23 protein-coding genes are annotated in these 23,907 nt (G+C 67.4%); 11 read left to right on the forward strand and 12 right to left on the reverse strand.

Annotated features, from left to right (window positions below):
- The first annotated feature begins 247 nt into the window (after positions 1 to 247).
- Together E3O39_RS07355 and E3O39_RS07360 are read left to right on the forward strand one after the other, a co-directional pair.
- Positions 248 to 1,375, forward strand: coding sequence for a hypothetical protein (locus tag E3O39_RS07355; RefSeq protein ID WP_134449059.1), 1,128 nt, complete (start codon positions 248 to 250; stop codon positions 1,373 to 1,375).
- Positions 1,376 to 1,629: 254 nt separating this feature from the next.
- Complete coding sequence (locus tag E3O39_RS07360; protein ID WP_134449060.1) at positions 1,630 to 2,277, forward strand: hypothetical protein; 648 nt, start codon at positions 1,630 to 1,632, stop codon at positions 2,275 to 2,277.
- A 216-nt stretch (positions 2,278 to 2,493) separates the two neighbouring features.
- On the opposite strand, the gene rfbA is transcribed toward E3O39_RS07360, so the two are convergent.
- Positions 2,494 to 3,360 carry a glucose-1-phosphate thymidylyltransferase RfbA gene (gene rfbA, locus E3O39_RS07365; RefSeq protein ID WP_134449061.1) on the reverse strand — a complete coding sequence of 289 codons (867 nt, stop codon included), beginning with the start codon at positions 3,358 to 3,360 and terminating at the stop codon, positions 2,494 to 2,496.
- A 2-nt stretch (positions 3,361 to 3,362) separates the two neighbouring features.
- Positions 3,363 to 3,971, reverse strand: coding sequence for a dTDP-4-dehydrorhamnose 3,5-epimerase family protein (locus E3O39_RS07370; protein ID WP_134449062.1), 609 nt, complete (start codon positions 3,969 to 3,971; stop codon positions 3,363 to 3,365).
- Positions 3,972 to 4,045: 74 nt separating this feature from the next.
- On the opposite strand from E3O39_RS07370, the gene rfbB reads away from it, so the two are divergent.
- Genes rfbB through E3O39_RS07385 form a run of 3 tightly spaced genes read left to right on the forward strand, consistent with a single transcriptional unit; the run spans position 4,046 to position 7,028 of the window.
- Entirely contained in the window at positions 4,046 to 5,035 is a 990-nt protein-coding gene (gene rfbB / locus E3O39_RS07375) for a dTDP-glucose 4,6-dehydratase (RefSeq protein ID WP_134449063.1), read from the forward strand.
- The gene (rfbD, locus tag E3O39_RS07380) at positions 5,032 to 5,886 is read left to right on the forward strand and encodes a dTDP-4-dehydrorhamnose reductase (protein ID WP_134449064.1); all 855 of its coding nucleotides are present in this window, start codon (positions 5,032 to 5,034) and stop codon (positions 5,884 to 5,886) included. The genes rfbB and rfbD overlap by 4 nt, the downstream gene beginning before the upstream one ends.
- Positions 5,883 to 7,028 (forward strand): glycosyltransferase family 1 protein, encoded by a 1,146-nt coding sequence (locus E3O39_RS07385; RefSeq protein ID WP_134449065.1) that lies wholly within the window; start codon positions 5,883 to 5,885, stop codon positions 7,026 to 7,028. The genes rfbD and E3O39_RS07385 overlap by 4 nt, the downstream gene beginning before the upstream one ends.
- 105 nt (positions 7,029 to 7,133) lie before the next feature.
- Here E3O39_RS07385 and E3O39_RS07390 read toward each other — a convergent pair whose 3' ends face one another.
- From E3O39_RS07390 to E3O39_RS07400, 3 genes are all read right to left on the reverse strand, one after another.
- Positions 7,134 to 8,495 carry an LCP family protein gene (locus E3O39_RS07390; protein ID WP_134449066.1) on the reverse strand — a complete coding sequence of 454 codons (1,362 nt, stop codon included), beginning with the start codon at positions 8,493 to 8,495 and terminating at the stop codon, positions 7,134 to 7,136.
- Positions 8,492 to 8,959 (reverse strand): 5-(carboxyamino)imidazole ribonucleotide mutase, encoded by a 468-nt coding sequence (purE, locus tag E3O39_RS07395; protein WP_134449081.1) that lies wholly within the window; start codon positions 8,957 to 8,959, stop codon positions 8,492 to 8,494. The genes E3O39_RS07390 and purE overlap by 4 nt, the downstream gene beginning before the upstream one ends.
- Positions 8,960 to 9,063: 104 nt before the next feature.
- Entirely contained in the window at positions 9,064 to 10,200 is a 1,137-nt protein-coding gene (locus E3O39_RS07400) for a 5-(carboxyamino)imidazole ribonucleotide synthase (protein ID WP_134449067.1), read from the reverse strand.
- Between the two features lie 122 nt (positions 10,201 to 10,322).
- Here E3O39_RS07400 and E3O39_RS07405 point away from each other — a divergent pair, with 122 nt between their 5' ends.
- Positions 10,323 to 10,847 carry a GtrA family protein gene (locus E3O39_RS07405; protein ID WP_134449068.1) on the forward strand — a complete coding sequence of 175 codons (525 nt, stop codon included), beginning with the start codon at positions 10,323 to 10,325 and terminating at the stop codon, positions 10,845 to 10,847.
- Here the strand turns inward: E3O39_RS07405 and E3O39_RS07410 are convergent.
- Positions 10,803 to 11,363, reverse strand: coding sequence for a PH domain-containing protein (locus tag E3O39_RS07410; protein ID WP_241975220.1), 561 nt, complete (start codon positions 11,361 to 11,363; stop codon positions 10,803 to 10,805). The genes E3O39_RS07405 and E3O39_RS07410 overlap by 45 nt on opposite strands.
- Positions 11,364 to 11,370: 7 nt before the next feature.
- The gene (locus E3O39_RS07415) at positions 11,371 to 12,252 is read right to left on the reverse strand and encodes a biotin--[acetyl-CoA-carboxylase] ligase (protein WP_134449069.1); all 882 of its coding nucleotides are present in this window, start codon (positions 12,250 to 12,252) and stop codon (positions 11,371 to 11,373) included.
- Positions 12,253 to 12,427: 175 nt separating this feature from the next.
- Here E3O39_RS07415 and E3O39_RS07420 point away from each other — a divergent pair, with 175 nt between their 5' ends.
- Positions 12,428 to 14,041, forward strand: a complete 1,614-nt coding sequence (locus E3O39_RS07420) for an acyl-CoA carboxylase subunit beta (RefSeq protein WP_370294735.1) — start codon at positions 12,428 to 12,430, stop codon at positions 14,039 to 14,041.
- 9 nt (positions 14,042 to 14,050) lie between these two features.
- Positions 14,051 to 14,314 (forward strand): hypothetical protein, encoded by a 264-nt coding sequence (locus tag E3O39_RS07425; protein ID WP_134449071.1) that lies wholly within the window; start codon positions 14,051 to 14,053, stop codon positions 14,312 to 14,314.
- Between the two features lie 297 nt (positions 14,315 to 14,611).
- On the opposite strand, the gene E3O39_RS07430 is transcribed toward E3O39_RS07425, so the two are convergent.
- The 4 genes from E3O39_RS07430 to E3O39_RS07445 form a co-directional block, all read right to left on the reverse strand.
- A complete protein-coding gene (locus tag E3O39_RS07430) occupies positions 14,612 to 15,652 on the reverse strand; it encodes a hypothetical protein (protein ID WP_134449072.1) in 1,041 nt (346 codons plus the stop codon).
- A complete protein-coding gene (locus E3O39_RS07435) occupies positions 15,652 to 16,968 on the reverse strand; it encodes a sensor histidine kinase (RefSeq protein WP_134449073.1) in 1,317 nt (438 codons plus the stop codon). The genes E3O39_RS07430 and E3O39_RS07435 overlap by 1 nt, the downstream gene beginning before the upstream one ends.
- Positions 16,955 to 17,659, reverse strand: a complete 705-nt coding sequence (locus E3O39_RS07440) for a response regulator transcription factor (RefSeq protein ID WP_134449083.1) — start codon at positions 17,657 to 17,659, stop codon at positions 16,955 to 16,957. The genes E3O39_RS07435 and E3O39_RS07440 overlap by 14 nt, the downstream gene beginning before the upstream one ends.
- A gap of 117 nt (positions 17,660 to 17,776) precedes the next feature.
- Positions 17,777 to 19,090, reverse strand: a complete 1,314-nt coding sequence (locus E3O39_RS07445; protein ID WP_134449074.1) for a class I SAM-dependent RNA methyltransferase — start codon at positions 19,088 to 19,090, stop codon at positions 17,777 to 17,779.
- A 57-nt stretch (positions 19,091 to 19,147) separates the two neighbouring features.
- Between E3O39_RS07445 and E3O39_RS07450 the strand changes: the two genes are divergently transcribed.
- The 3 genes from E3O39_RS07450 (at position 19,148) to E3O39_RS07460 (ending at position 22,103) form a co-directional block, all read left to right on the forward strand.
- Positions 19,148 to 19,816, forward strand: coding sequence for a nucleoside triphosphate pyrophosphatase (locus E3O39_RS07450; RefSeq protein ID WP_134449075.1), 669 nt, complete (start codon positions 19,148 to 19,150; stop codon positions 19,814 to 19,816).
- Between the two features lie 109 nt (positions 19,817 to 19,925).
- Positions 19,926 to 21,695, forward strand: coding sequence for a biotin carboxylase N-terminal domain-containing protein (locus tag E3O39_RS07455; RefSeq protein WP_134449076.1), 1,770 nt, complete (start codon positions 19,926 to 19,928; stop codon positions 21,693 to 21,695).
- A gap of 54 nt (positions 21,696 to 21,749) precedes the next feature.
- Positions 21,750 to 22,103 carry an MmcQ/YjbR family DNA-binding protein gene (locus E3O39_RS07460; protein WP_134449077.1) on the forward strand — a complete coding sequence of 118 codons (354 nt, stop codon included), beginning with the start codon at positions 21,750 to 21,752 and terminating at the stop codon, positions 22,101 to 22,103.
- A gap of 108 nt (positions 22,104 to 22,211) precedes the next feature.
- Here E3O39_RS07460 and E3O39_RS07465 read toward each other — a convergent pair whose 3' ends face one another.
- The gene (locus E3O39_RS07465) at positions 22,212 to 23,645 is read right to left on the reverse strand and encodes an NAD(P)H-quinone dehydrogenase (protein ID WP_134449078.1); all 1,434 of its coding nucleotides are present in this window, start codon (positions 23,643 to 23,645) and stop codon (positions 22,212 to 22,214) included.
- Positions 23,646 to 23,907 lie beyond the last annotated feature (262 nt).

Below are 23,907 nucleotides of genomic sequence, written 5' to 3' on the forward strand. Positions count from 1 at the left end.
CAGACCGACACTGTGCGGCTGAGTTGGACCGCCGTCGACACCAGGAGTTCGAAACCTGAATGGTCAGACCCTTGAACGCGGGTCTTGACGACTGCCCACCCGCACGCCAACGTGATACCAGACATAACTGAAAACATCTGGGGGAAACTTGTTGAAATTGCTGTCAGCCGTGGCCGTTCGCGGGGTCAAGCCTCGCGCCCGAGCGCACCGTTCGAAGAGATCTTCGTTTCTTGGATTGGCGCTGGCAGTGGGCCTCCTGCTGGGACTCACCGTTGCAGCACCGGCGCAGGCCGCGAGCATCGGGACCGGCGCCGTTTCGATCAAGGGCCAGAGTTCAGAGCTCGTCCCCGGTACCACGGTCGAGATTCGCCAGGGTGACTGCTCCGGCGCACCCGTCTGGCGAACGACAACCGGAAGCACCCCCAGCGCATATGGCGCCTTCGGGATCGGACTCACCCCCGGCGCATACTGCATCGTCACCCTCTCGGTTCCGGCGCCCTATGGGATGCCCGCGAACACCACGTTCCAGATGGGCTCAGGAACGGGCAACTGGGTTACCGTATGGCTGCCCGGACCCCTGTCCGGCGCTGTCGTCGCGAAGAACTCGCTCGGCTACGGGATCAATGGCGTCACAGCGTTCATCCGCCAGGGATCATGTGCGTCCCCTGGCCAGGGAGTCTGGCAGAACGTCACCGCGACCAACCAGTGGTCCAGCGGCGGATTCGGGATCTCGCTTCTCCCCGGCACCTACTGCACCTCCGTCACGGACGTGCCGTGGGACTACTCGACACCCCAACCCGTTGAGACGGTCGTCTCCGCTCCGGGGCCCATCTGGATCACGATCTGGCTCGATTCCCGGACGGTTCAGGGACAGGGCGATTCCGTCATTTCGATTGCAGCCTATTCCTTCCAGAAGATCGTCGAATTCACCTGCCCGGATTGCACGTCAAATGTCATCGTCGAAGCACTCGGTCCGGATCGAGCATCCGACCTGCTGATCAATCGAACCGGCTCGTATCCCTCCGGGCGGATGCTCGTCGGATTCCTGGATTTGACATACTCCAGCTACAGTCAGATCTCGGTTCACGCGAACGGCCATTGGACGCTGAGAATCCTCGACCTGGACATGATCAGGCAAGGGGGTTCCAGCATCTCCGGCACCGGCGATGACGTGGTGTACCTGGATACCCCCGGGGTTGTCGCGACATTCTCCAACCACGGGACGTCGAACTTCATCGTGTGGGCAACGGATCCGACCTATGGTGTCGACAACAAGATCAATGTGATCGGAAACTACTGGGGAACCGTTGCCATGACGTCTCCTGCGATCATCCAGATCACGTCCGACGGCGCATGGAGCATCAAGACCTGGTGAGCCGGAGCGAGCGTGCCGGCTGACACCCTGCACGCCGGTGGAGGGCCGGGTTCACCCGGGTGCGCCCGCCCTTCGCCTTTCGCCGCACTGGCCGGCCGAACTCGACGAATGACAAGGTCGCTCGGGTATTTCCGACTCGTCGGTGGTCGATACACTGCGGGTAGTCCACATTCACGACCGGGGGAAAACACATGAGTACTCGAGACCCAATTACTGCTAGTGGACGGGGCCGCCGATGGTCTCTCCTGCAACTGTTGTCCGTTGGCGCGACCGTTGTCATGGCCCTGAGCGTCGGCATGGCGACTGCACCACCGGCAAGCGCGGCCGCGTACGGCACGGGCGCCGTCGCCGTCAAGGGTCCGAATTCAGAATTCGTCCCCGGTGTCGACGTCGAAATCCGCCAGGGCGATTGCTCAGGACAAACGGTGTGGTTCACCACCACGGGCAACACACCGAACGCCTATGGGGCCTTCGGAATCACCCTCGAAGTCGGTCGATACTGCCTGCTGACGCGGCAGGTGCCTGCAGACTACATGTATGCGAGCGCCTCAACGTTCGATGTGGTGGCAGGGCCTGGAAACTGGTTTACGGCATGGCTCCCCTACGGAGTCGTCGTGGGGTCCGTCGTCGCGAAGGATGCCTGGGGCGCCCGAATCGACGGGGTCAACGCGCTTGTGAGATGGGGGTCATGCACCGCTCCAGGTCAAGGAGTGTGGCAGAACGTCACGTCCACGAGCCGATGGCTTGACGGAAGCTTCAGCGTCTCGCTCACTGCCGGGGTGTACTGTACCTCGGTGATCGGGGTCCCCGCGGGATACACCATTCCCGTACCGGTGCAGACGGATGTCCGTCACCCGTCTCCGGCTCAAATCGTGCTGTGGATACCGGCGTCCCCCTCCTGATGTGAGGTGTCGACCCTCGCTGGACAGGAGGCCGTTGTCGCTCGCGGCCTCCTTCTCGACAAGCGCTGACACTCCGGGCGATCTGTTCCGAGTGAGCCCCGGTCTAGGTGAGCGCCAGGCGTCACCGAATCGGCGCCCGGGCCTGGGCCTCCGCATTCGGGTCTGACTGGCTGCTGTCCGCTGGTCCCGTTCGGGAATACCGCGCAGCTCGAACTCCTAGACGGTGGCGACGAGGTTACTCAGGTACTTTCCGTAGCCGCTCTTCTGCAGGGGAGCTGCGAGCACAGCAAGCTGCTTGGTGTCGATCCAGCCGGCACGCCAGGCGATCTCCTCGATGCAGCCGACCTTGTGACCCTGTCGGTCCTCGATGACGCGCACGTATTCGGACGCTTGCATCATGGACTTGAAGGTACCGGTGTCGAGCCAAGCCGTACCGCGATCGAGCACCTGCACCTGCAGCTTTCCCTGTTCCAGGTATCGCTCGTTGACGGTACTGATTTCGAGCTCCCCACGCGCGCTGGGCTCGATGGACTTCGCGATTTCGATGACCGAGTTGTCATAGAAGTACAGGCCTGGCACGGCGTAGTTGCTCTTGGGTTTGGCGGGCTTTTCCTCGATCGAGACGGCCGTCATGTTCTCGTCGAATTCCACGACACCGTAGTCCGACGGATTGCTGACGTGATAGGCGAAGATCCGGGCGCCGTCGATCTCGGTGTGGTTGCGCAGGGCCGAACCGAGACCGGCGCCGTGGAAGATGTTGTCGCCGAGGACGAGGGCGACGCTGTCGTCGCCGATGAACTCCTCGCCGATGATGAACGCCTGGGCGAGGCCGTCAGGGGAGGGCTGGACCGCATACTCGATGCGCACGCCGAAGCTGGATCCGTCGCCGAAGAGGGCGCGGAACTGGCTGTTGTACTCCGGGGTCGTGATGATCAGGATCTCGTTGATCCCGGCCATCATCAACGTCGACAGGGGGTAGTAGATCATGGGCTTGTCGTAGATGGGCATCAGCTGCTTGGAGATGCCCTTGGTGATCGGCCACAGGCGTGTGCCGGAGCCGCCGGCGAGGATGATTCCGCGCATGTCTAGTTTCCTTCGTTCAGTGCCGCGTAGAACGCCTTCGCGTCTGCCCAGGTCGGGAGAAGCCCGTTCGCGGCGGACTCGGCGAGTCCGGGGGCGTCGGTGTCTTTCGGGGAGAGCAGGAGCTCGCCGGCCTCGGGCGGGAACACCAGTCCGATGTCGGTGTCGAGCGGGTTGATGCCGTGTTCGCGGCCCGGGTTGAACGGGGCCGTCACGAGGTAGCTGACGGTGGCGTTGTCGGTTAGGGCGACGAAGCAGTGCCCGATGCCCTCTGCGATGTACACGGCACGACGGTCGGTGTCATCGAGGAGGACGCTGTCCCACTGGCCGAACGTCGGCGAACCGACCCGGATGTCGATGATGTAGTCCAGGACGGCGCCATAGGTCGCGGTGACGTACTTGGCCTGGCTCGGCGGAATGTCCGCGAAGTGGATGCCGCGCACCGAACCACGCTTGGAGACGCTCGTATTCGCCTGCACCACGTTGAGCTTGTGGCCGATCGACTCCTCGAGACGGTCGAACCTGCCCCATTCCAGGAACAACCCCCGGTCGTCCCCGAACTGCTTCGGAGTGATTTCGTAGGAATCGGGGACGGAGAGTTCGCGGATCTGCACGCGCAGAAGTCTACCAAGCGGGTACCGCTAGCATTGAAGCGATACTTTCAGCAAACGGAATGGTCACCTCTTATATGAAGATCCTCGTTACCGGCGGCGCCGGTTTCATCGGCTCCAATTTTGTTCGTCGCACCATCGAAGACGCCTACCCGGGTCTGGAAGGGGCCGAGGTCGTCGTCCTGGACGCTCTGACGTATTCGGGCAACCTGGCCAACCTTGCACCGATCGCCGACTCGCCCCGGTACTCGTTCGTGCACGGCGACATCCGCGACGCGGCGTTGCTCGACACGATCTTCCCGTCCCTGGACGCGGTGGTGCACTTCGCGGCCGAGTCACACGTGGACCGCTCCGTGCGCGACGCCTCCATCTTCGTCGAGACCAACGTTCTCGGCACCCAGCAACTCCTCGACGCCGCTCTGCGCCATAACCTGGCCCGGTTCGTGCACGTGTCCACGGATGAGGTCTACGGGTCGATCGCTGAGGGCTCCTGGAACGAGGAACGCGCCCTGGAACCCAACTCCCCGTATTCCGCGTCCAAGGCCGGCAGTGACCTGCTCGCCCGCTCATATCACCGCACCCACGGATTGAACGTGTCGATCACGCGCTGCTCGAACAACTACGGCCCGTATCACTTCCCCGAGAAGGTCATCCCGTTGTTCGTGACGAACCTGATCGATGACAAGCACGTTCCCCTGTATGGGGCGGGCAACAACATCCGCGACTGGTTGCACGTGGACGACCACACCCGGGCGATCGCGATGGTCCTCGTCGGCGGCCGCGCCGGTGAGATCTACAACATCGGCGGCGGCACCGAACTGACCAACCTCGAACTGACCCAGCTGCTGCTGGACTCCACCGGTAAGGACTGGTCCTACGTGGACCGGGTCGCTGACCGTCTCGGCCATGACCTGCGCTACTCGGTGGACATCACCAAGATCCAGGCCGAACTCGGCTACGCCCCGCAGGTCCCCTTCGAGAAGGGCCTCGCCGACGTCGTGCAGTGGTACCGCGACAACCGCGCCTGGTGGGAACCCCTCAAGGCCCGCGCGGCACTGAGCTCATGACCCGGTACCTGATCACCGGCGCCGCCGGGATGCTCGGCCGCGACCTGCAGAAAGCCCTGACCGGGCGAGACGTGACCGCGTTCGACCGCGGCGAACTCGACATCACCGATGAAGGCGCCGTCCAGGCGGCCGTCACCGGGTTCGACGTCGTGATCAACGCGGCCGCGTACACGAAGGTCGACGACGCCGAAACGAACGAAGACGCCGCCTACCTGCTGAACGCGGTCGGACCGCGGAACCTCGCCCGCGCTGCGAAAGCAACCGGTGCGCGCCTTGTGCAGATCTCCACCGACTACGTCTTCGAAGGCAACGCCGAGTCCCCCTACCAGGAGGACGCACCCGCCGCACCGATCTCCGCATACGGGCGTACCAAGGCCGCCGGCGAGGAATTCGTCCTCGCCGAGAACCCGGGCAAAACCTACATCGTGCGCACCGCATGGCTCTACGGGAAGAACGGCCCGAACTTCCCCAAGACCATGCTGAAACTCGCCGCCACCCACCCCACCCTGAACGTGGTCGAGGACCAGGTCGGCCAGCCCACCTGGACCGTCGACCTCGCGACGCAGATCGTCGCCCTGCTCGACGCGGATGCCCCCGCCGGGATCTACCACGGCACCAACTCCGGTGTCACGAGCTGGTTCGGCTTCGCCCAGGCCGTACTCGAAGCCAACGGCCTCGAGCCCGCCCGGGTGCACCCGACCGACGGGGCCTCCTTCGTGCGGCCGGCACCCCGCCCGGCCTACTCCGTACTCGGCCACGATGCCTGGGCCACAGCCGGACTCACCCCGATGCGCGACTGGCACGACGCCCTCACCCAGGCCGTGGCCGAAGGCGTCCTCGAAACCGAATGATCACACTGCGGGTTATCGTCGACCAGATGATCGCGCCGGTTCCCGGCGGGATCGGTCGATACACCGAGGAGCTGACCCGGGCGCTCATCGCGAGCGCTCCGCTCAACTGCGAGGTTGAGGGGATCGTCTCCGCGTCGCAGCCCGAGCAGTACGCCGCCATCGTGGCGGCCCTGCCCGGGCTCGCCGGGCTCTACAAGACAGCACTCCCCCGCCGAGAGCTCGCCGCGGCGTGGCAGCTCGGGGTGACCACCTCCCCCGGGCCCGGCATGATCCACGCGCCGGGCCTGATGGCTCCGCTGCGCCGCCACGACCGGCAGAACGACCACACCCAGGTCGCCGTGACCGTGCACGACGTGCTCGCCTGGACGCATCCTGAGGCACTGACCCCGACGACCGTTGCCTGGACGAAAGCGCGGATGAAGCGAGCGAGGAAGCACGCGGACGCGATCGTCGTGCCGAGCCATGCCGTCGCCGCGCAACTCGCCGAGATCGTCGACCTCGGCGACCGGGTGCGCGTCATCGGGGGCGCCGTCGGCACCGGCTTCCGGCTGCCGTCCAACTCTTCGGCCACTGAGGTGCTCGCCACGGCCCTCGACCTGCCGTCCGAATACATCGTCACCGTCGGAACGCTCGAGCCGCGTAAGGGCGTCACAGCCCTCATCACGGCCCTCGGCCTGCCCGACGCTCCGGACCTTCCCATGATCGTCGTCGGACCGGATACCTGGGGCGAAGTCGACCTCGGTTCCGTCGCCGAAGAGGCCGGACTCACGCCGGGACGGGTGCGGGCGATGCCCGCGCTCACCGACGAGGAACTCGCCGTCGTGATCGCCCGGGCGAACGTGCTGGTCGTCCCGAGCCTCGAGGAGGGGTTCGCGCTGCCCATCATCCAGGGCTTCCACCTCGGCACCCCGGTCGTGCACTCCGATGCTCCCGCTCTCCTCGAGGCAGGCGGCGATGCCGGTCTCGTCGTCGAGCGCGAGGATGCCGCCGGGTACCCCGAACGCCTCGCCGAGGCCATCACCCGGGTCCTGACCGACCGGGCCCTCATGCAGAGGCTGCGCATCTACGGCGGCGACCGGGCCAAGGCCTTCAGCTGGCGGGATTCCGCCGAGCGGGTCTGGCAGCTGCACGCCGACCTGTAGGGCCGAGCGAGGCATCCGCTCGAGCAGTATCACCCTGCCTATGGGTGGGTTGCGGACCGTCGCACGGTGAGGGCGTTTTCCCCGAAACTCAACCAGGGTGACCGGCTATGGGGTGGGCGTCGCCGTCGTTGGGGTGAGGGCGGCGTCGATCAGTGACCGGATCACGTCGTAGTCGGGATTCTCCGGGTCGACGTTGTTCGCCGGGGTCAGCTCGACCGTGTTGATCGGGTGCGTCTTGGACTTCGCGGCGAGCGTCACGAAGTAGCCGAGCATGCTCTGCGGGATGTCGGTCTTCACGACCTGGGACCCGGCGGAGGCAACCGACTCGAACTTGGCGAGCACATTGGCGGGGCTGGCCTGGGCGAGGATCGCCTCCTGGAGCTGGTGCTGGCGCTCCATGCGGCTGTAGTCGCTCGTGCCGTGCCGCGAGCGGGCGTACCAGAGTGCGTGGTAGCCGTCCATGTGCTGCATGCCCGGCTCGAACCAGAACAGCACGGTGGTGAAGGTGTCGTCGGTGTGCACCGGCACGCGTTCGGTCACGTTGATGTCGACGCCGCCGAGTGCGTCGATGAGTTCGGAGAAGCCCTGCATGTCGATGAGCCCGTAGTACTGGATGGTCAGACCGGTGATGCCCTCTGCCGCGTCCCGCATGCCCTCGATACCGGGCTCGCTGCCGGCGTCGATGGCCTTCGGGTACATCTCGGGGCTCTTCAGTTCGACCTCGGTGTAGATCGAATTGAGCATGCACGCGTCGACCCGGCAGGTGTCGCGGTAGCCATATCCCTTGGGATACACGGCCGCGAGCGGGGAATCCGCTACGAAGGGCACGTATGCGAGGTTGCGGGGCAGGCCGATCATGGTGACCTGGCCTGTGGTCGCGTCGATGCTCGCCACGGTGATGCTGTCCGGGCGGAGGCCTGACCGGTCGGCCCCGGCGTCACCGCCGAGAAGCATGATGTTGTAACGTCCGTCGACCGGGGGGACCGTCGGCCCGGCAACGAAGACCGAAGACAGGAAGTCGCTGGCCGTCGCGGCCACGTAGGCGCCGTAGCCGGCCGTTCCGGCGATGACGACCATGAGCACGGTCGCGAATCCGGCGATGAGGGGGCGGGCGCCGGGGCCCGCCTTGACGAGGCGCACGAGCCGGAGGGTGTCGAGGGTCAGCACGACCCAGACGATGCCGTAGAACACCAGCACGGCTGCGGCGACCCAGAGCCCGATCGAGTTGGTGAACGCCGTGAGCACGACCTCAGGCCAGAACAGGTAGGCGAGCCCGACAACGACGACGAAGCCGATCAGCGTGAACGTGCAACGGAGTCCGAACCGGCCCAGGCGGCGACTTCCGGCGAGCACTTGCGCCGAGCCGGGCAGCACGACGTTCAGCAGCACGAGCCACCAGGCCCGTTTTGTCATCACACGGGCGGACCCGGATTCCGGGTTCCTGATCGGATTGGTGGCGATGCTCATAGCTTGGCTTGGAGATCCGAATTCTTCTGTTCGACCTGTGCGGCAAGGTCGAGTGCGTAAGCGACGAGTTTGTCGTGCAGGCCGGCGTCGGAGAGGGCCAGGATCTTCACGGCGATGAGCGCCGCGTTGCGGGCCCCGCCGATGGAGACGGTCGCGACGGGCACTCCGGCCGGCATCTGCACGATGGAGAGCAGGGAGTCGAGGCCGTCGAGCCGGCTGAGTGGAACGGGAACGCCGACAACGGGAAGGGCGGTGACGGCGGCGAGCATGCCGGGGAGGTGCGCTGCACCGCCAGCGCCGGCGATGATGACCTTGAGGCCGCGCCCGTGGGCGTCCTCGCCGTAGGCGATCATCTTTTTGGGTGTGCGGTGCGCGGACACGACCTGGACTTCGTAGTCGACCCCGAAGTCACGCAAGAGTTGCGCGGCGTCGCTCATGACCGGCCAGTCGGAATCGGAGCCCATGACGACGCCGACGAGCGGCGCGCGCGGCGCCGGGGGCGTTTCTCGGTTCTCCGACAGCGGGTTGGTTGCTATGGGGTTCTCGGGCACGCAGTCGATCTTAGGTGTCAGTCCTGAAAAAAAGCCGCAGTGGCACGCGCTTCATAGGCGACGTCGTCCAGATCCGAACCGCCAACGGTGACGTGGCCGACCTTGCGGCCCGGTCGCGGGTCCTTCCCGTAGTTGTGCACCTTCGCCGACGGATGCGCGGCGAAAGCGGCCGGGTACCGATCGAAAAGAGTGCCTTCTGCGGGTCCGCCGAGGATGTTCACCATCACCGACCACTCGTCGCGCGGCGTCGTCGCACCGAGCGGGAGGTCGAGGACAGCACGGAGGTGCTGTTCGAACTGGCTCGTGGTCGATCCTTCGATCGACCAGTGACCGCTGTTGTGCGGGCGCATCGCCAGTTCGTTGATCAGGAGGCGCTCATCCGTCGTTTCGAAGAGCTCGACGGCCATCACGCCGCACACGCCGATGCCCTCCGCGACTCGCGTGGCGATGTCGGCGGCGACCGCGGCGAGTCGTCCGCTCGACAGCGGCGCGGGGGCGATCACTTCGGCACAGACGCCGTCGCGCTGCACGGTTTCGACGACGGGCCACACGGCGACCTGGCCGGACGGGCGCCTGGCCACGAGCTGGGCCAGCTCCCGGGTGTACGGCACGTGCTCCTCGACGAGCAGGGCGCCGCCGTTGGCGTCCTCGGCGAGCGCGAGGAACCAGTCGTCGACCTCGTGCTTGTGCGTGACCACCCGGACGCCCTTGCCGTCGTAGCCGCCCCGTGGCGTCTTGACCACGGCGCGGCCGCCGTGGTCGGCGATGAAGACGGCGAGCTCCGCCGTGTTCTCGACAGCGGCCCAGTCCGGAACCGGGAGCCCGAGCTCGCCGAGGCGCCGGCGCATCTCGATCTTGTCCTGGGCGAAGACGAGGGCCTCCGGTCCCGGGCGCACGGTGGCCCCGCGGGCAACGAGTTCACGGAGCACGGCCTGGGGCACGTGCTCATGGTCGAAGGTGATCACGTCGACGGTCTCGGCGAAGGCGAGGACCGTGCCGAGGTCGTGATAGTCCCCCACCCCGGTCGCGGCGAGGCCGGCCGACATGCCGTCGGCCTCGGCCAGGACGCGCAGGTCGATCCCGAGGTTCACCGCAGCGGGGATCAGCATCCGGGCCAGCTGGCCGCCCCCGATTACGCCGACTGTCGTGCTCATTTCGTCACCGATTTCTGTGCGACCGTTCATTTTCGGACGCACCGATTTTCAGTCTGAGGCGGTGTCTGCGCCGTAGACTCGTGGATTGTTGTTCTATCTTCGCCCATAGACCGGATGGATGTATGCCGATTACCTCGGGAAAATCAGCACGGCTCGTCGCCCTCGCGATTCAGATCGCGAGCTTCGGCGCCGTGGGGCTCGTCGGCTTCGCCGTCGACTTCTCGGTGTTCAATCTGCTCCGCACCACGGTCTTCGATCCGCACCTGGTCCACGCCGGGCCGATCTACGCCAAGGTCGTTTCGACCATCCTCGCCATCGCCGTGAACTGGATCGGGAACCGGTACTGGACCTTTGGCAAGAGCCGCCAGTCCCAGACCCTCCGCGAGGGAATCGAATTCTTCGGCGTCAGCCTCGTCGGCATGGGCATCGGACTCGCCTGCCTGTGGGTGAGCCATTACGTGCTCGGCCACACCAGCGTCGTCGCCGACAACGTCTCCTCGAACGTGATCGGCCTCATCCTCGGCGCGATCTTCCGCTTCGTGCTCTACCGCTACTGGGTCTTCGCCCCGCACCGTCGCGTTGTCGCTCCGGTGACGGCGAGCCTAGCGACCATTCCAGATGGTCGTCTGGTCGGCAGCGAACGCTGATTCCTCGCGCCGCCGCGAATCGAATCCGGTCTGCGACTGCTCGATGAGATCGTGCAGCACACGCTGCACCAGGGTCGCATTGGGCACGTCCTTCAGCACGAGCGGCCGTTCGGAGCCCGAGGCGATGATCACGTCGCCTGAACCGCTCAGGGTCTGCAGCCAGGTCGTCCGCACCCTCACGTCGTAGCCACGGCTGTGCAGCAGCTCCTGCCGGGTCCGCACGAAGAAACCGCGCCGGAAGATGATGCGCCGTGTCGTGATCGTGTACCGCCGGTTCAGCCAGGACGCGAGCGGCAGCAGCCAGACCAGCACGACGACCGCGGCCGCCACCCAGAGCAGGGCGCTGTCCTGCCACGGCTCCGCGAGGTTGCCGTAGAAGTACCCCGTTGCCGTGCAGACGCCGACCAGCGCGAGAGTCGGCCAGAGCAGCACGCGACCGTGCGGGCGCAGCGCGGCCACGACCCGTTCGGCCGGGACCCCCGGATCTGCCGGGCCCGTCCCCCTGTTGTTCGTCATGACCCTATTAATACCTCAGATGGGTCACATCGCCCGCCGCGACGGCCTGCGGCTCGCCGGTGGCCTGGTTCTCCACGATCAGCCGGCCCGACTCGTCAAGCGCGATCGCGACCCCCACGAGGTCGTCACCGCCGGGCAGTTGCACCCGCACCTTCGAGCCGAGGGTGCCGCACAGTGCCGTGACGGTACCAAGGAGTCCGCTCGCGACCGGGTCCCCGTTGGCCGTGAGGAAATCGGCCGTGAGACGGGAGAGTTCGATCAGGTAGCGGGCGAGCACGGCATCCGCTTGGGGGGCACGGCCGGTCACGAGCAGCAGCGAGGTCGAGGTGAGTGTGGGCAGGTCGTGTTCGTCGAGGGAGAGGTTGAGGCCGGTGCCGATCACGAGCCCGCGGGTGTCCGGCAGCAGCTCCGAGAGGATGCCGGACACCTTGTATCCGTCGATCAGCACGTCGTTGGGCCACTTCAGGGTGACCTCGTGGGCGGGCTGTTCACCGTCGTCGGGTCCGGCGGCCGACGTGCCAGCGGACGGGGCGCCAGCGAGGAGGCTCGCCTCGACCTCCGCGCGCACGGCGATGGTCATCGCGGCGCCGGCGAGGAGCGGAAACCAGCCGAAGCGGTCAACCGGGAGGGGCGTGCCCTCGCCGGTGCCCGTTCCGACGAGCGGGCGCAGCAGCACGGAGATGGCGAGCGACTTGCCGGTGGGGGCGAGCCAGGTGCGGCCGAGCCGTCCCCGACCGCGGGTCTGGTTGTCGGTGACGACGGTCGACAGGTGCGGCCAGTCGGCGGCATTCGCCCCCGTCGCGTGGCCGACGAGCACGTCGTTCGTGGACCCGGCCTCGTCGAGATAGTCGAACCGGCTCACCGCGTCACGGCTGAGTGGAAACTGCATTTGACCTACTTCCGATTCCTGCAATTCTCCCGGAAGATGCCCCCGATGCCACATTTTGAACCGAATTTGCGGAATCTTCAGGAGTTCTGCCCGCCCGGGGGAACAGAACGGCCAGCGATCGGGCCGGGTTTTGTAGGGTTTCGTCAACGGTCCGGGCCGAGAGCTGGCCGGTAGAGTGAACGGCGTGAGTGACAATTCGCCCGTTTCGGGACCAGATCTGTATACGACGGCTGGAAAGCTCGCCGACCTCAAGATTCGCTATCACGAAGCCGTGACCGCGAGCGGTGAGGCGGCGATCGAAAAACAGCACGCCAAAGGCAAGATGACCGCGCGCGAGCGCATCGAGCTCCTCCTCGACCAGGGCTCGTTCGTCGAGCTCGATGAGTTCGTGCGGCACCGCACCCACGGCTTCGGCATGGAGAAGAAGCGGCCGTACGGCGACGCGGTCGTCACCGGCACCGGCACGATCCACGGCCGCCAGGTCGCGGTCTACTCGCAGGACTTCACCATCTTCGGCGGATCGCTCGGCGAGGTGGCCGGCGACAAGATCATCAAGGTGATGGACCTCGCCCTCAAGACAGGCGTGCCGATCATCGGCATCCTCGACTCCGGCGGAGCGCGTATCCAGGAGGGCGTCGTCGCCCTCGGCAAGTACGGCGAGATCTTCCGCCGCAACACCGCAGCCTCCGGCGTCATCCCGCAGATCTCGATCATCTGCGGCCCCGCCGCCGGTGGAGCGGTCTACTCCCCCGCACTCACCGACTTCGTGATCATGGTCGACAAGATCAGCCAGATGTTCGTCACCGGCCCCGACGTGATCAAGACCGTCACCGGCGAAGACGTCGGCATGGAGGAGCTCGGCGGCGCGCTCACCCACAACAAGGTCTCCGGTGTCGCGCACTACCTCGCGAGCGATGAGGCCGACGCGCTCGACTACGCCCGCACCCTGCTCGGTTTCCTGCCCGACAACAACCTCGCCGAGCTTCCGGTCTTCGACAGCGACGTGGAGCTCGAGACGACGGATGCCGACCGCGCGCTCAACACGATCATCCCGGACTCGCCGAATCAGCCATACGACGTCAAGACCGTGATCGAGCACATCGTCGACCGCGGCGACTTCCTCGAAACGCAGCCGCTGTTCGCCCCGAACATCGTCGTCGGCTTCGCCCGCGTCGAGGGTCGGTCCGTCGGCATCGTCGCCAACCAGCCCAACGCCATGGCCGGGACGCTCAACATCCAGGCCGGTGAGAAGGCCGCCCGCTTCGTGCGGTTCTGCGACGCGTTCTCGATCCCGATCCTCACCCTCGTCGACGTTCCCGGCTTCCTGCCCGGAACCGATCAGGAGTGGACCGGCGTTATCCGCCGCGGCGCGAAGCTGCTCTACGCCTACGCAGAGGCGACGGTGCCGCTCGTGACCGTGATCCTGCGGAAGGCATACGGTGGCGCGTACATCGTGATGGGTTCCAAGCAGCTCGGCGCCGACATCAACCTCGCGTGGCCGACCGCCGAGATCGCCGTGATGGGCGGCCAGGGAGCCGTGAACATCCTCTACCGCGCCGAGATCAAGAAAGCCGAAGCCGCGGACGAGGACGTCAACGCCGTGCGCACCCGCCTCGCCAACGAGTACACCTACAACGTCGCGAGCCCGTTCCTCGCCGCCGAACGCGGCGAGCTCGACGGGATCATCGAGCCGGCAGCCACTCGGGTCGCTATCACCAAGGCGCTGCGTGCCCTGCGCACCAAGCGCTCGAGCCTGCCGCCCAAGAAGCACGGCAATATCCCGCTGTAGGGAGCGACCATGGCAGACGAAGAGAACGCCCGACCGGACGCACCGGAAAACACCCCCGCGGATGCTCCGGCGCACCTGCGGTTCCTGACCCGCGGCATCAGCCCGGTCGAGGCCGCGGCCGTGTCTGCCGTGCTGCACGGCCTGCTCCGCGAGGAGACCGGCAGCCTGCACAAGAAGCCGACCGGCGCCCTCAGCGGCTGGCAGGCCGGCCAGCGGGCCATCCGGCCGCCCTTCGTGTCCGGGCAGAGCAGCTGGGGTGAGTTCCGGGCCTGAACCGTCGGGGTCCTGGCCGGTCCCCCTAAATGCCGACTTTTGAATGGCGCACGGCTCGACCACTATAGATATTGCTAGGTGTCGCTCACTGAGTTACACAGCCAGAACTCGTCGACTAGGGTAAGCAGGCGAATTCTGGGGGCACGTCAGGGTGACATTCGGGTTGTCGCCCTGGCACAACGTAAAAAGGGGACCAGCCTTCGGGTTGGTCCCCTTTTTCTTTTTCCTTTTCTTTTTTGCGTTCCGGGCTCACCGTTCCGGGAACTCCCTTCCGGGCCGGTCGTTCCCCGCAGGACCTCAGGCGCCGAGGGTGGATGCCGTGGCCGGGTCCCTAGGGATCTCGAGCCACAGGTCGACCTCGGGCTCCGGTGAGTCCTGCCCCAGGGCGCTCAGCCGGGCATCCGCACTGCTGAGGCCGACCACGGTCACGGCCGTCGCCGACCCTTCCCCCGCCGTGCGTGCGATGATCGTGTCGGCCGTCGATTCGCCGATGGCGGCGGCGAGCTGGTTGAGGACGGTTTCGAGCTCCGCACCGTCGAGGTCGTCGATCGTGCCCTCGTCGAGCAGCGTCACGATGCCGCCACGGCGCCTGGCCGTCATCACCTGCTCGCGCACGGCGTCGTTGAGCAGCTTGCGGCCGCGGATCTCGTCCCGCACGGCGGCTTCGAGGTAGCGGCACTCCTGGCGGTCCTCCGCGTCGAGCTCCCCGTGCTTGTCGATGATGCGGCGCAGCATGGGAGACGCGAGGCGCAGCGTCTGCGCGAGGCGCACCTGGCGTTCGAACAGGTGCGCCTCCTGGGCGGCCTGCCACTCCGTCGCCTCCCGCTCCGCGAGCGCATACTGGCGCGCATCACGCCCCGCCTTGGCGAGGGCGCGGGCGAGGAGGACGGCGACGGTCACCCAGACGACGCTCCCGATCACGCCCATGTCGAGCAGCTGGGCCGGGCCGGCCCAGATGATCGTGTGCACGACGAGCGCGCCGACGCCGACCCAGGCGAGCGCCGTGCGGCGGCGCGTCGCCGTGATCGTCATCAGGGTGCCGACGGCGGCGACGTACCACGTCGCGTAGCCGTTCCTGGCGGAGCCGTCGAGCTGGCTGCCGACGAGCAGCGGGATCACGACGCAGACCGCAACGTTGAAGAAGGCGAGCGCAAGGCCCATCCGCATCGGGCTCGAGGGCCAGAGGCTCAGGACCGTCGCGAGCGCATAAAGGGCGAGCGCGAAGATCGTCGGCCCCGGGGTGCGCGGCAGGTCGAGCGAGTAGATGCCGAGCACGATGTGGTACGCCGAGAAGAGACCGGCGAGGAACAGGACGAGGCCGCGCGGGACGGTGATCATCAGGGGCTCACCCCGCCGTCCAGCGGCCAGTCGATCGTGATCGTGGTGCCCTGTCCCGGTGTCGAACACACAGTGACGGAGCCGCCGACACTCTGCACCCGTTCCGCGATCGAGATACGCAGGCCGAGGCGCGCGCTCGGGACGAGGGCGGGGTCGAAGCCGACGCCGGTGTCGGAAATCTGGATGGTGCATCCGCCCTGGCTGTTCGCACTCATCGTCAGCACGCGCTCCGGATCGGGCGCGCCGGGGCCTGTGCCGGCGTGCTGCACGCTGTTGGCCATGGCCTGGACGGAGGCCGCGAGGATCGCCTCGGAGACGTGCGTGGGCACGGCGAGCTTCGGGATGGCGCACTCGACGATCGTGAACGGCCGCGCGAGCCGGGAGGCCGCGAGGCGGATTTGCCCGGCGAGCTCGGAGAAGCTCACCGTGCTATCGTCGACGGCCGGGGTGATCGCGGCGTCCGTGAGGCGCTGGAGGGCGTCGGTGGCCATCCCGGAGGCGAGCTGCGCGGCCTTCGGGCTACCGGCGGCGGCTGCAGCGAGGAACGTCGCGAGCACACTGTCGTGCACGATCGAGTCCACCTGCACGCGCTCGACCTCGGTGGCGTGCTGGCGCACGGCGTTCGCGTACTTGTTGAGCGCATTCGTCTGCGCGGCGTCGACGGAGGCGGCCGTCTGCCGCAGCATGAAGATCATGATCAGGAGGACCTGGCCGAGGAGCGTCGCGTAGACGGCGTCGAGGGAGGCCAGCAGCGCGTCCGCGTCACCGCCGGAGGGCAGCGAACGCACGATCCCGTAGGCGAGCGGGGCGGCGAAGGTGTACGCGCACGCCCAGCCGAGCGCGAACGAGATGGCCGCGCACGAGGTCGCGACCGTGCAGACGTACCAGAGCCAGGGCTTCCCATCGAGGACGGCCGCCGGGTCCCGCATCAGGAACGGCCACCCGATCAGGGCGACGAAATACATGAGTGCAACGGCGCCGGTCGTGATGCGCACCCCGACTTTGGTGATCGAGGCCACCAAGACGGCGGCGACCGCGACGGCGAGGGCGACCGGCATCGCGACGCCCATGACCGGCAGCCGCAACGGGATCTGCTGCAGCATCGCCGGGAGGGCCTGCAGGGAGAAGACGACGGCGACCCCGGCGACGGACCGGGAAATCACGACCTCGATCCGGGACCGGCTGATCGGGTTGCGGGGCTGGCGGATGCCGGGCGCCCGGATGCCCTCCGCCGCGACGGGTGCGAGTTCCAGGCGGTCGGGAGGCAACCGTGTCGGGAGCTGCGGGATCGTGCCCGCTGCTTCAGCCGCGGCCATCTCCGCCATCCGGGTCCAGCCCCGGCAGGATTCCGTCTTCAACGGCCCGGCGCAGCAGGTCGACCTTCGTCGGAGCGGGACGCCCGACCTCGACGTACTTCACGCGGATCCGGTCGAGGTACTCCCGCGCGGTCGAGTGCGCGATGCCGAGCTGCATGGCGACCATCTTGAGCGGAAGGCCGGAGGCGTAGAGGTGCAGAACGTCCCGTTCCCTGCGGCCGAGCTGGGCCTTGGAGAAATCGCGGTCGGCGTCGATCGCGGTCGCCCATTCGAGGTTGTTGAGCACGTCGCCGCGGGCGACCGAGGCCACCGCGGCCATCACTGTCGTCGTGGGCGACGACTTCGGGATGACGCCGGCGGCGCCCGCTGCGAGGGCCTCGCGAACGAGGGCGACCCTGTCGGCGATGCTGTGCACGAGCACCGAGGCGCCCGCGCTCTGGGCCAGGTGCACGTTGTCGGTGACGAGGGAGCCGTCGCCGAGGGAGAGGTCGAGCACGATCACGTCGCAGGGACGTCCGCCGATCCCGTCGACGAGTCCCTGGACGGTCGCCGCGGTTGCGACGACCTCGTAACCGACGTTCTCGCAGGCGGCCTGGATACCGAGGCGGACGGATTCGTGATCGTCGGCGATGCCCACCCGGACCGGGTGGTCGAGCGGCGTACGCGCTTCAGCGGCGTGCGTCGAACCCAGGGTCGCACCGGCCGGGCCGGCGGAGGCATCCGTCGTCGTCGTCGGAGGGGTCGCGGGTGTTGTCGGGTGCGTCACTTGTTCCTACATTCTTCCATTGCACGTACACGTCAACGATAGCTATTTGGACAGCAGGGCGACGGCTTCGACGTGATGTGTGTTCGGAAAGAGATCGAACGCGCGCAGCTTCCGCAGCTCGTATCCGTGCCCGTTGAGGAGGGCGATGTCGCGGGCGAGGGCGACGGGATCGCAGGCCACGTACACGATCTGCTTCGGGGACAGCACCGCGAGCTGGTCGATGACCTCGTGGCCTGAGCCGGAACGCGGCGGGTCGAGGACGACGGTCGCCGCCTGGTGCTTCACCCGTTCGGCGGCGCTCGCGTCCCGGACCAGGCCGGCCAGGAAGCGGTCGACCCGGTCGGTGCGAACGCTCGCTCCGACCCATTCCGCGAGGTTCTCTGCGGCGAAGTCGGTCGCGTGCGCGTCGCTCTCGACGGAGGTGATTCGAACGGCGCTGCCGAACTTGTCACCGACGGCCGCAGCGAGCAGCCCGACGCCGCCGTACAGGTCGAGGTTGGTGGCACGGGGGTCGAACAGCTCGGGATCGATCAGGTCCTGGACGGCGTGGTACAGGGTGTCAGCGGCGCGGACGTGCACCTGCCAGAACCCGCCGGCGTCGAGACGGAATTCCCGGTCACCGACGACCTCATGGATCAGGGTGCGCGGGGTAGCCTTGGGCTTACCGCGCGCATCCGGCTCCGAGACGAGGATCTGCACGGTGCCGAGGCTCGGGGAGACGACGTCGACCGAAGCCGCTCCGGGGAAACGCTGGTCGAGCGGGGCGGCCGCTTCGAGCATCCGCTCGGCGAGGGGAAGATCGCCGACGGGGATCACCCGGTGGGAGCGGGCCGCGTATGGGCCGACCGTGCCGTCTTCGTCGACGTGAAGGCGCACCCGGGTGCGCCAGCCTGTGCCGTCCGCCGCGTCGCCTGGCGAGGCGTTGGGGCCGAGCGGCACGGGTTCGACGACAACGTCGGACTCGATCTTCGCCATGCGCTTCAGGGAGTCTGCGAGCACCTGGCGCTTGAGTTCGCGCTGGAAGCCGAGTTCGATGTGGCCGAACTCAGCGCCGCCGGCCCGGTCGTCCGGGTCGCGCTCGACGGCAGCGGAGGCCCAGATGTGCGGCTGGCGTTCGCTGGCCGCGTCGAGGACCTCGACGGTCTCCGCGCGCCAGAAGCTCTTGTGGTTCGCGGAGGTGAGCCGGGCGCGCACGCGCTCCCCCGGCAGGGTGTCGCTCACGAAGACCACGCGGCCTTCGTGCCTGGCGATGAAGATACCGCCGTGAGCTACGTTGGTGACGAGGAGTTCGAGTTCAGTACCCACCTCGGCTGCGTGTGCGGGGAGATTCGCCGGTGTGTCATTGCTGGTGGCCATTGTTCGAGCATCCCACATCGCTTCTATCGCCGCTTATCTCGTCGCACAAAGGGAACCATGCGCCTCTATCTGGCTTCGACCTCTCCGGCCCGGCTCACGCTCCTGCGTGCCGCGGGCATCGAGCCGGTCACGATCGCGCCCGGCGTCGACGAAGACGAAGTCGCAGCGGATGCCGCCCAGATGCTGGGCGCACCGCTGACGCCCCGTCACACGGTCGAGTTGCTCGCTCGCGCCAAGGCGGAGGACGTCTCCCGGGCGATCGTCGCCCTGGACGCCGAGGCCGCCGACGGTGACGACGTGCACCTCGTGCTCGGCGGGGACTCCGTCTTCGTCATCGATGGCGTGATCTACGGCAAGCCGCACACGGCCGAGCGGGCCAGGGAGCGCTGGGAGCTGCAGCGCGGCCGCACCGGGCAGCTCTACTCCGGCCACTGGCTCATCGAACACAGGGCCGGCGTGCCCGGCCGGGCCGTCGGGGCCGTCGCGGTCGCCGACGTGACCTTCGCCGACGACATCGACGACGCCGAGCTCGACGCGTACATCGCGACGGGAGAGCCCCTGTTCGTGGCGGGGGCCTTCACGATCGACAGTCTGGGAGCCCCGTTCATCACCCACATCGAGGGCGATCCCTCGACCGTCGTCGGCTTGTCCCTGCCGACGCTGCGCCGGCTCGTGCTGAGTCTCGGGCACTCCTGGCCGAGCCTCTGGAACCGCGCGAAAGTGTGACGCACAGCGGGTTTCGAGGACGCTTTGTAGGCATCCATACCTTTTTGGGGGTTCTTTTTGTTGAAGAGAACCAAAGTCTCGGGCTCGATCTCCAATAAGCTCAGGCACTGTGTCCCGCATAACGAAGGTCCTCATCGCCAACCGGGGCGAAATCGCCGTCCGGGTGATTCGAGCCGCGAAAGACAGCGGCATTCTCTCGGTCGCCGTCTACGCCGACCAGGATCGTGACGCCGTGCACGCCCGCCTCGCAGATGAGGCGTACGGGCTCGACGGTACGACAAGCGCAGAAACCTACCTGGTCATCGAGAAGATCCTCTCGGTCGCTCGCCGTTCGGGTGCCGACGCCGTGCACCCCGGCTACGGTTTCCTCGCCGAGAACGCCGATTTCGCCCGCGCAGTGATCGACGCCGGCCTGGTCTGGATCGGCCCGTCTCCCGACGCCATCGAGCAGCTCGGAGACAAGGTTTCCGCGCGGCATATCGCCGAGCGGGTGAACGCTCCGATGGCCCCAGGCACGCTCAACCCGGTGGAGGGCGCGTCAGAGGTCCTCGACTTCATCGACCAGTACGGGCTGCCGGTCGCGATCAAGGCGGCCTTCGGCGGCGGCGGACGCGGCCTCAAGGTCGCCCGCACCCGCGAAGAGGTCCCTGAGCTCTTCGACTCGGCCGTGCGCGAGGCCGTCACCGCCTTCGGTCGCGGCGAGTGCTTCGTCGAGAAGTACCTCGACAAGCCCCGCCACGTCGAGACCCAGTGCCTCGCGGACGCCTACGGCAACGTCGTCGTCGTCTCCACCCGCGACTGCTCGCTGCAGCGTCGCCACCAGAAGCTCGTCGAGGAGGCACCGGCACCGTTCCTCACGACCGTTCAGCACGACGAGCTGTACCGCGCGTCCAAGGCCATCCTCAAGGAGGTCGGCTACCTCGGCGCAGGCACCTGCGAGTTCCTGATCGGCCAGGACGGCACCGTCTCCTTCCTCGAGGTCAACACCCGGCTCCAGGTCGAACACCCCGTCTCCGAGGAAGTCACGGGCATCGACCTCGTCCGCGAACAGTTCCGCCTCGCCGAGGGCGGCCGCCTCGACTACGACGACCCGATCCCGCGCGGGCACTCCTTCGAATTCCGGATCAACGGCGAAGACCCCGGCCGCGGGTTCATGCCCTCTCCCGGCCCCGTGCACGTCTTCAGGGCGCCGGGCGGCCCCGGCGTGCGCGTCGACAGCGGCGTGCAGGCCGGCGACGTCATCTCCGGCTCCTTCGACTCCCTGCTGGCCAAGCTCATCGTCACCGGCGCGAGCCGCGAGGAGGCGCTCGAGCGTTCGCGCCGCGCCCTCGACGAGTTCGACATCGCCGGCCTCCCGACCGTGCTTCCGTTCCACCGCGCGATCGTGCGCGACCCCGCGTTCGCACCCTCGGACGGCGAGCCGTTCTCGATCTACACCCGGTGGATCGAAACCGATTTCGTCAACGACATCGAACCGTGGAACGGCTCCCTCACCGACGAGGGCACCGCCGAGAAGCGCCACAACGTCGTCGTCGAGGTCGAGGGCCGCCGCATCGAGGTCAGCCTCCCCGTGCGTCTCCTGCCCGGCACCGCCGAAAGCACCGCCGGTCCCGCCCCGCGTCGCCGCGGCGTGGCCCACTCGGTGAACACGGCAATCGGCGACGCCGTGGTCGCGCCGATGCAGGCCACGATCGTCAAGCTCGCCGTCGCTGAAGGCGACGTCGTCGTCAAGGGCGACCTGCTGCTCGTGCTCGAAGCCATGAAGATGGAGCAGCCGCTCACCGCGCACAAGGACGGCGTGATCGGCAGCATCGGCGCCGTCGTCGGTGCCACGGTGTCGAGCGGGTATCTGTTGCTCGCCGTGACCGACGCCGCGTAGGCACCGCACTGCAGGCATCCGCTCGCTCATCGTCGGCCGGGGAAGGGGACCGTCGTGGATCCGGACGAACTGACCGCGTTCCTGCTCGACCTGAACGGCGCCGTCGAGACGTACCCGTTCGGGCCGGAGGCCCGGGTGATGAAGGTCGCGGGCAAGATGTTCTCCGTCGACCAGCCGGATGCCCCGCGCCGGTCGATCACGCTCAAGGCGCTCCCGGAGAACGTGCCGCGGCTGATCCGGAGCGTTGCCGGCATCGAGCCCGGGTACCACATGAACAAGCGGCACTGGGTGACCGTGAGACTCGACGGCTCCGTTCCCGCCGACCACGTGCGCGAGCTGATCACCGAGTCGCACGCGATCATCGTCGCCGCTCTCCCCCGCGCCATCCGGCAGTCCCTCCAGGGCTGACCCTCCGTCCCGCGAGAGTACGTTTTCGGCCCTTAAAACCGCGCTTTATGGGCCGAAAGTGCACTCTCGCGAGGACGCGGGTCGGGGTGTGTGGGGATCCGTTCGGGATTAGAGGACGATGTGCATCGCCCGGGCGGCATCCGTGATCGAGCCCGTCAGCGACGGGTAGACCGGGAAGGCCCTGGCGACCTCATCGACGGTGAGCCGGTGCTCGACGGCGAGCGCGAGCGGGAAGATGAGTTCGCTCGCCTTCGGGGCGACGATGACGCCGCCGATGACGGTGCCGGTGGTCGTGGTCGCGAAGAGCTTGACGAAGCCGTCCTTGATCCCCATCATCTTCGCCCGCGGGTTCGCGGCGAGGGGCAGCTTGTAGATGGTCCCGCGCACGAGCCCGTCCTCGATCTGCTTCTGCGTCCAGCCGACGGTCGCGATCTCGGGCTGGGTGAAGATGTTGGCCGCGACATTGCGGATCTCGATCGGGTTCACCGCGTCGCCCATCGCGTGGAACACCGCCGTGCGGCCCATCATCGAGGCGACGGATGCGAGGGGCAGCTCGGTCGTGCAGTCTCCGGCCGCATAGATGTTCGGCATCGAGGTGCGGGCGACCCGGTTCACCCGGATATGCCCGGAGTCGGTCAGCTGCACTCCGGCCTCCTCGAGGCCGATCCCGTGGGTGTTCGGCACAGAGCCGACGGCGATCAGGCAGTGGCTGCCCTCGACCTTGCGGCCGTCGGACAGGGTCGCGAGCACCCCGGTGGAGGTGACGACGACGGATTCGGCGCGGGACTTGCTGAGGACGACCATCCCGTTGCGCTTGAAGACGTTCTCGATCACGGCGGCGGCGTCGGCGTCCTCGCCGGGCAGCACCTGGTCGCGGCTCGAGATCAGGGTGACGCGGGCACCGAGGGCCCGGTACGCCGAGGCGAACTCGGCGCCGGTGACGCCGGACCCGACGACGATCAGGTGCTCGGGCACCGCCCGCAGGTTGTAGAGCTGGGTCCAGGTGAGGATGCGCTCACCGTCGGGGACCGCGGTCGGGAGGATGCGCGGGCTCGCGCCCACGGAGACGACGATGGTGTCGGCGCTGATCCGGTCGAAATCGGTGCCGGAGGCCTCCGAGGTCGCGACGATCACGCCGCTCGTGCCGTCGAGGCGGCCGTGGCCCTGCACGAGGCGCACTCCGGCGGTGACGAGCGTGGCCCGCATATCCTCGGACTGCTGGCGGGCGAGCGCGAGGAGGCGCTTGTTGACGGCGGCGAGGTTGATCGCGACCTCGGGGCGGCTCGGCTTACCGTCGGCGCCGCGCACGTAGAGCTGGACGCCGAGCTCGGTCGCGTCGCCGATGGAGTTGGTGGCCTCAGCGGTTGCGATGAGGGACTTCGAGGGCACCACGTCCGTGATGACCGCCGACCCGCCGACGCCGACCTCTTCGACGAGGGTGACCTCCGCCCCGAGTTGTGCTCCGGCGATCGCCGCTTCGTATCCGCCGGGCCCTCCGCCGAGAATGACGATCTGCTGCTTGCGTTCGAACTCGTAGGCCATGGTGACATTCTGCCGTCCGCCGCCCTTCGCCACCAATTCCTGCAGGGGGCATCCGCCCGCCCCAACGCCCGCGCCGGACGAATTCGACGAAGTTTCTGAGATTTCCCCTCTGCGTCAAGCTGGTTGTGAGTCAGTTCACGATCAGTAGGAGTCAGAGGAATGTCGATTAGTCCAGGGTTCACTGTGGTGGAGATCCGCGAGTTTGTTCATGAGTATCACCGGCAACCGCATGGTCAGAAAGGTGCCTGGTTAGCGGGACAGC

Source organism: Cryobacterium sp. MDB2-A-1, from assembly GCF_004402675.1.
GTDB classification, from domain to species: Bacteria; Actinomycetota; Actinomycetes; order Actinomycetales; family Microbacteriaceae; genus Cryobacterium; species Cryobacterium glucosi.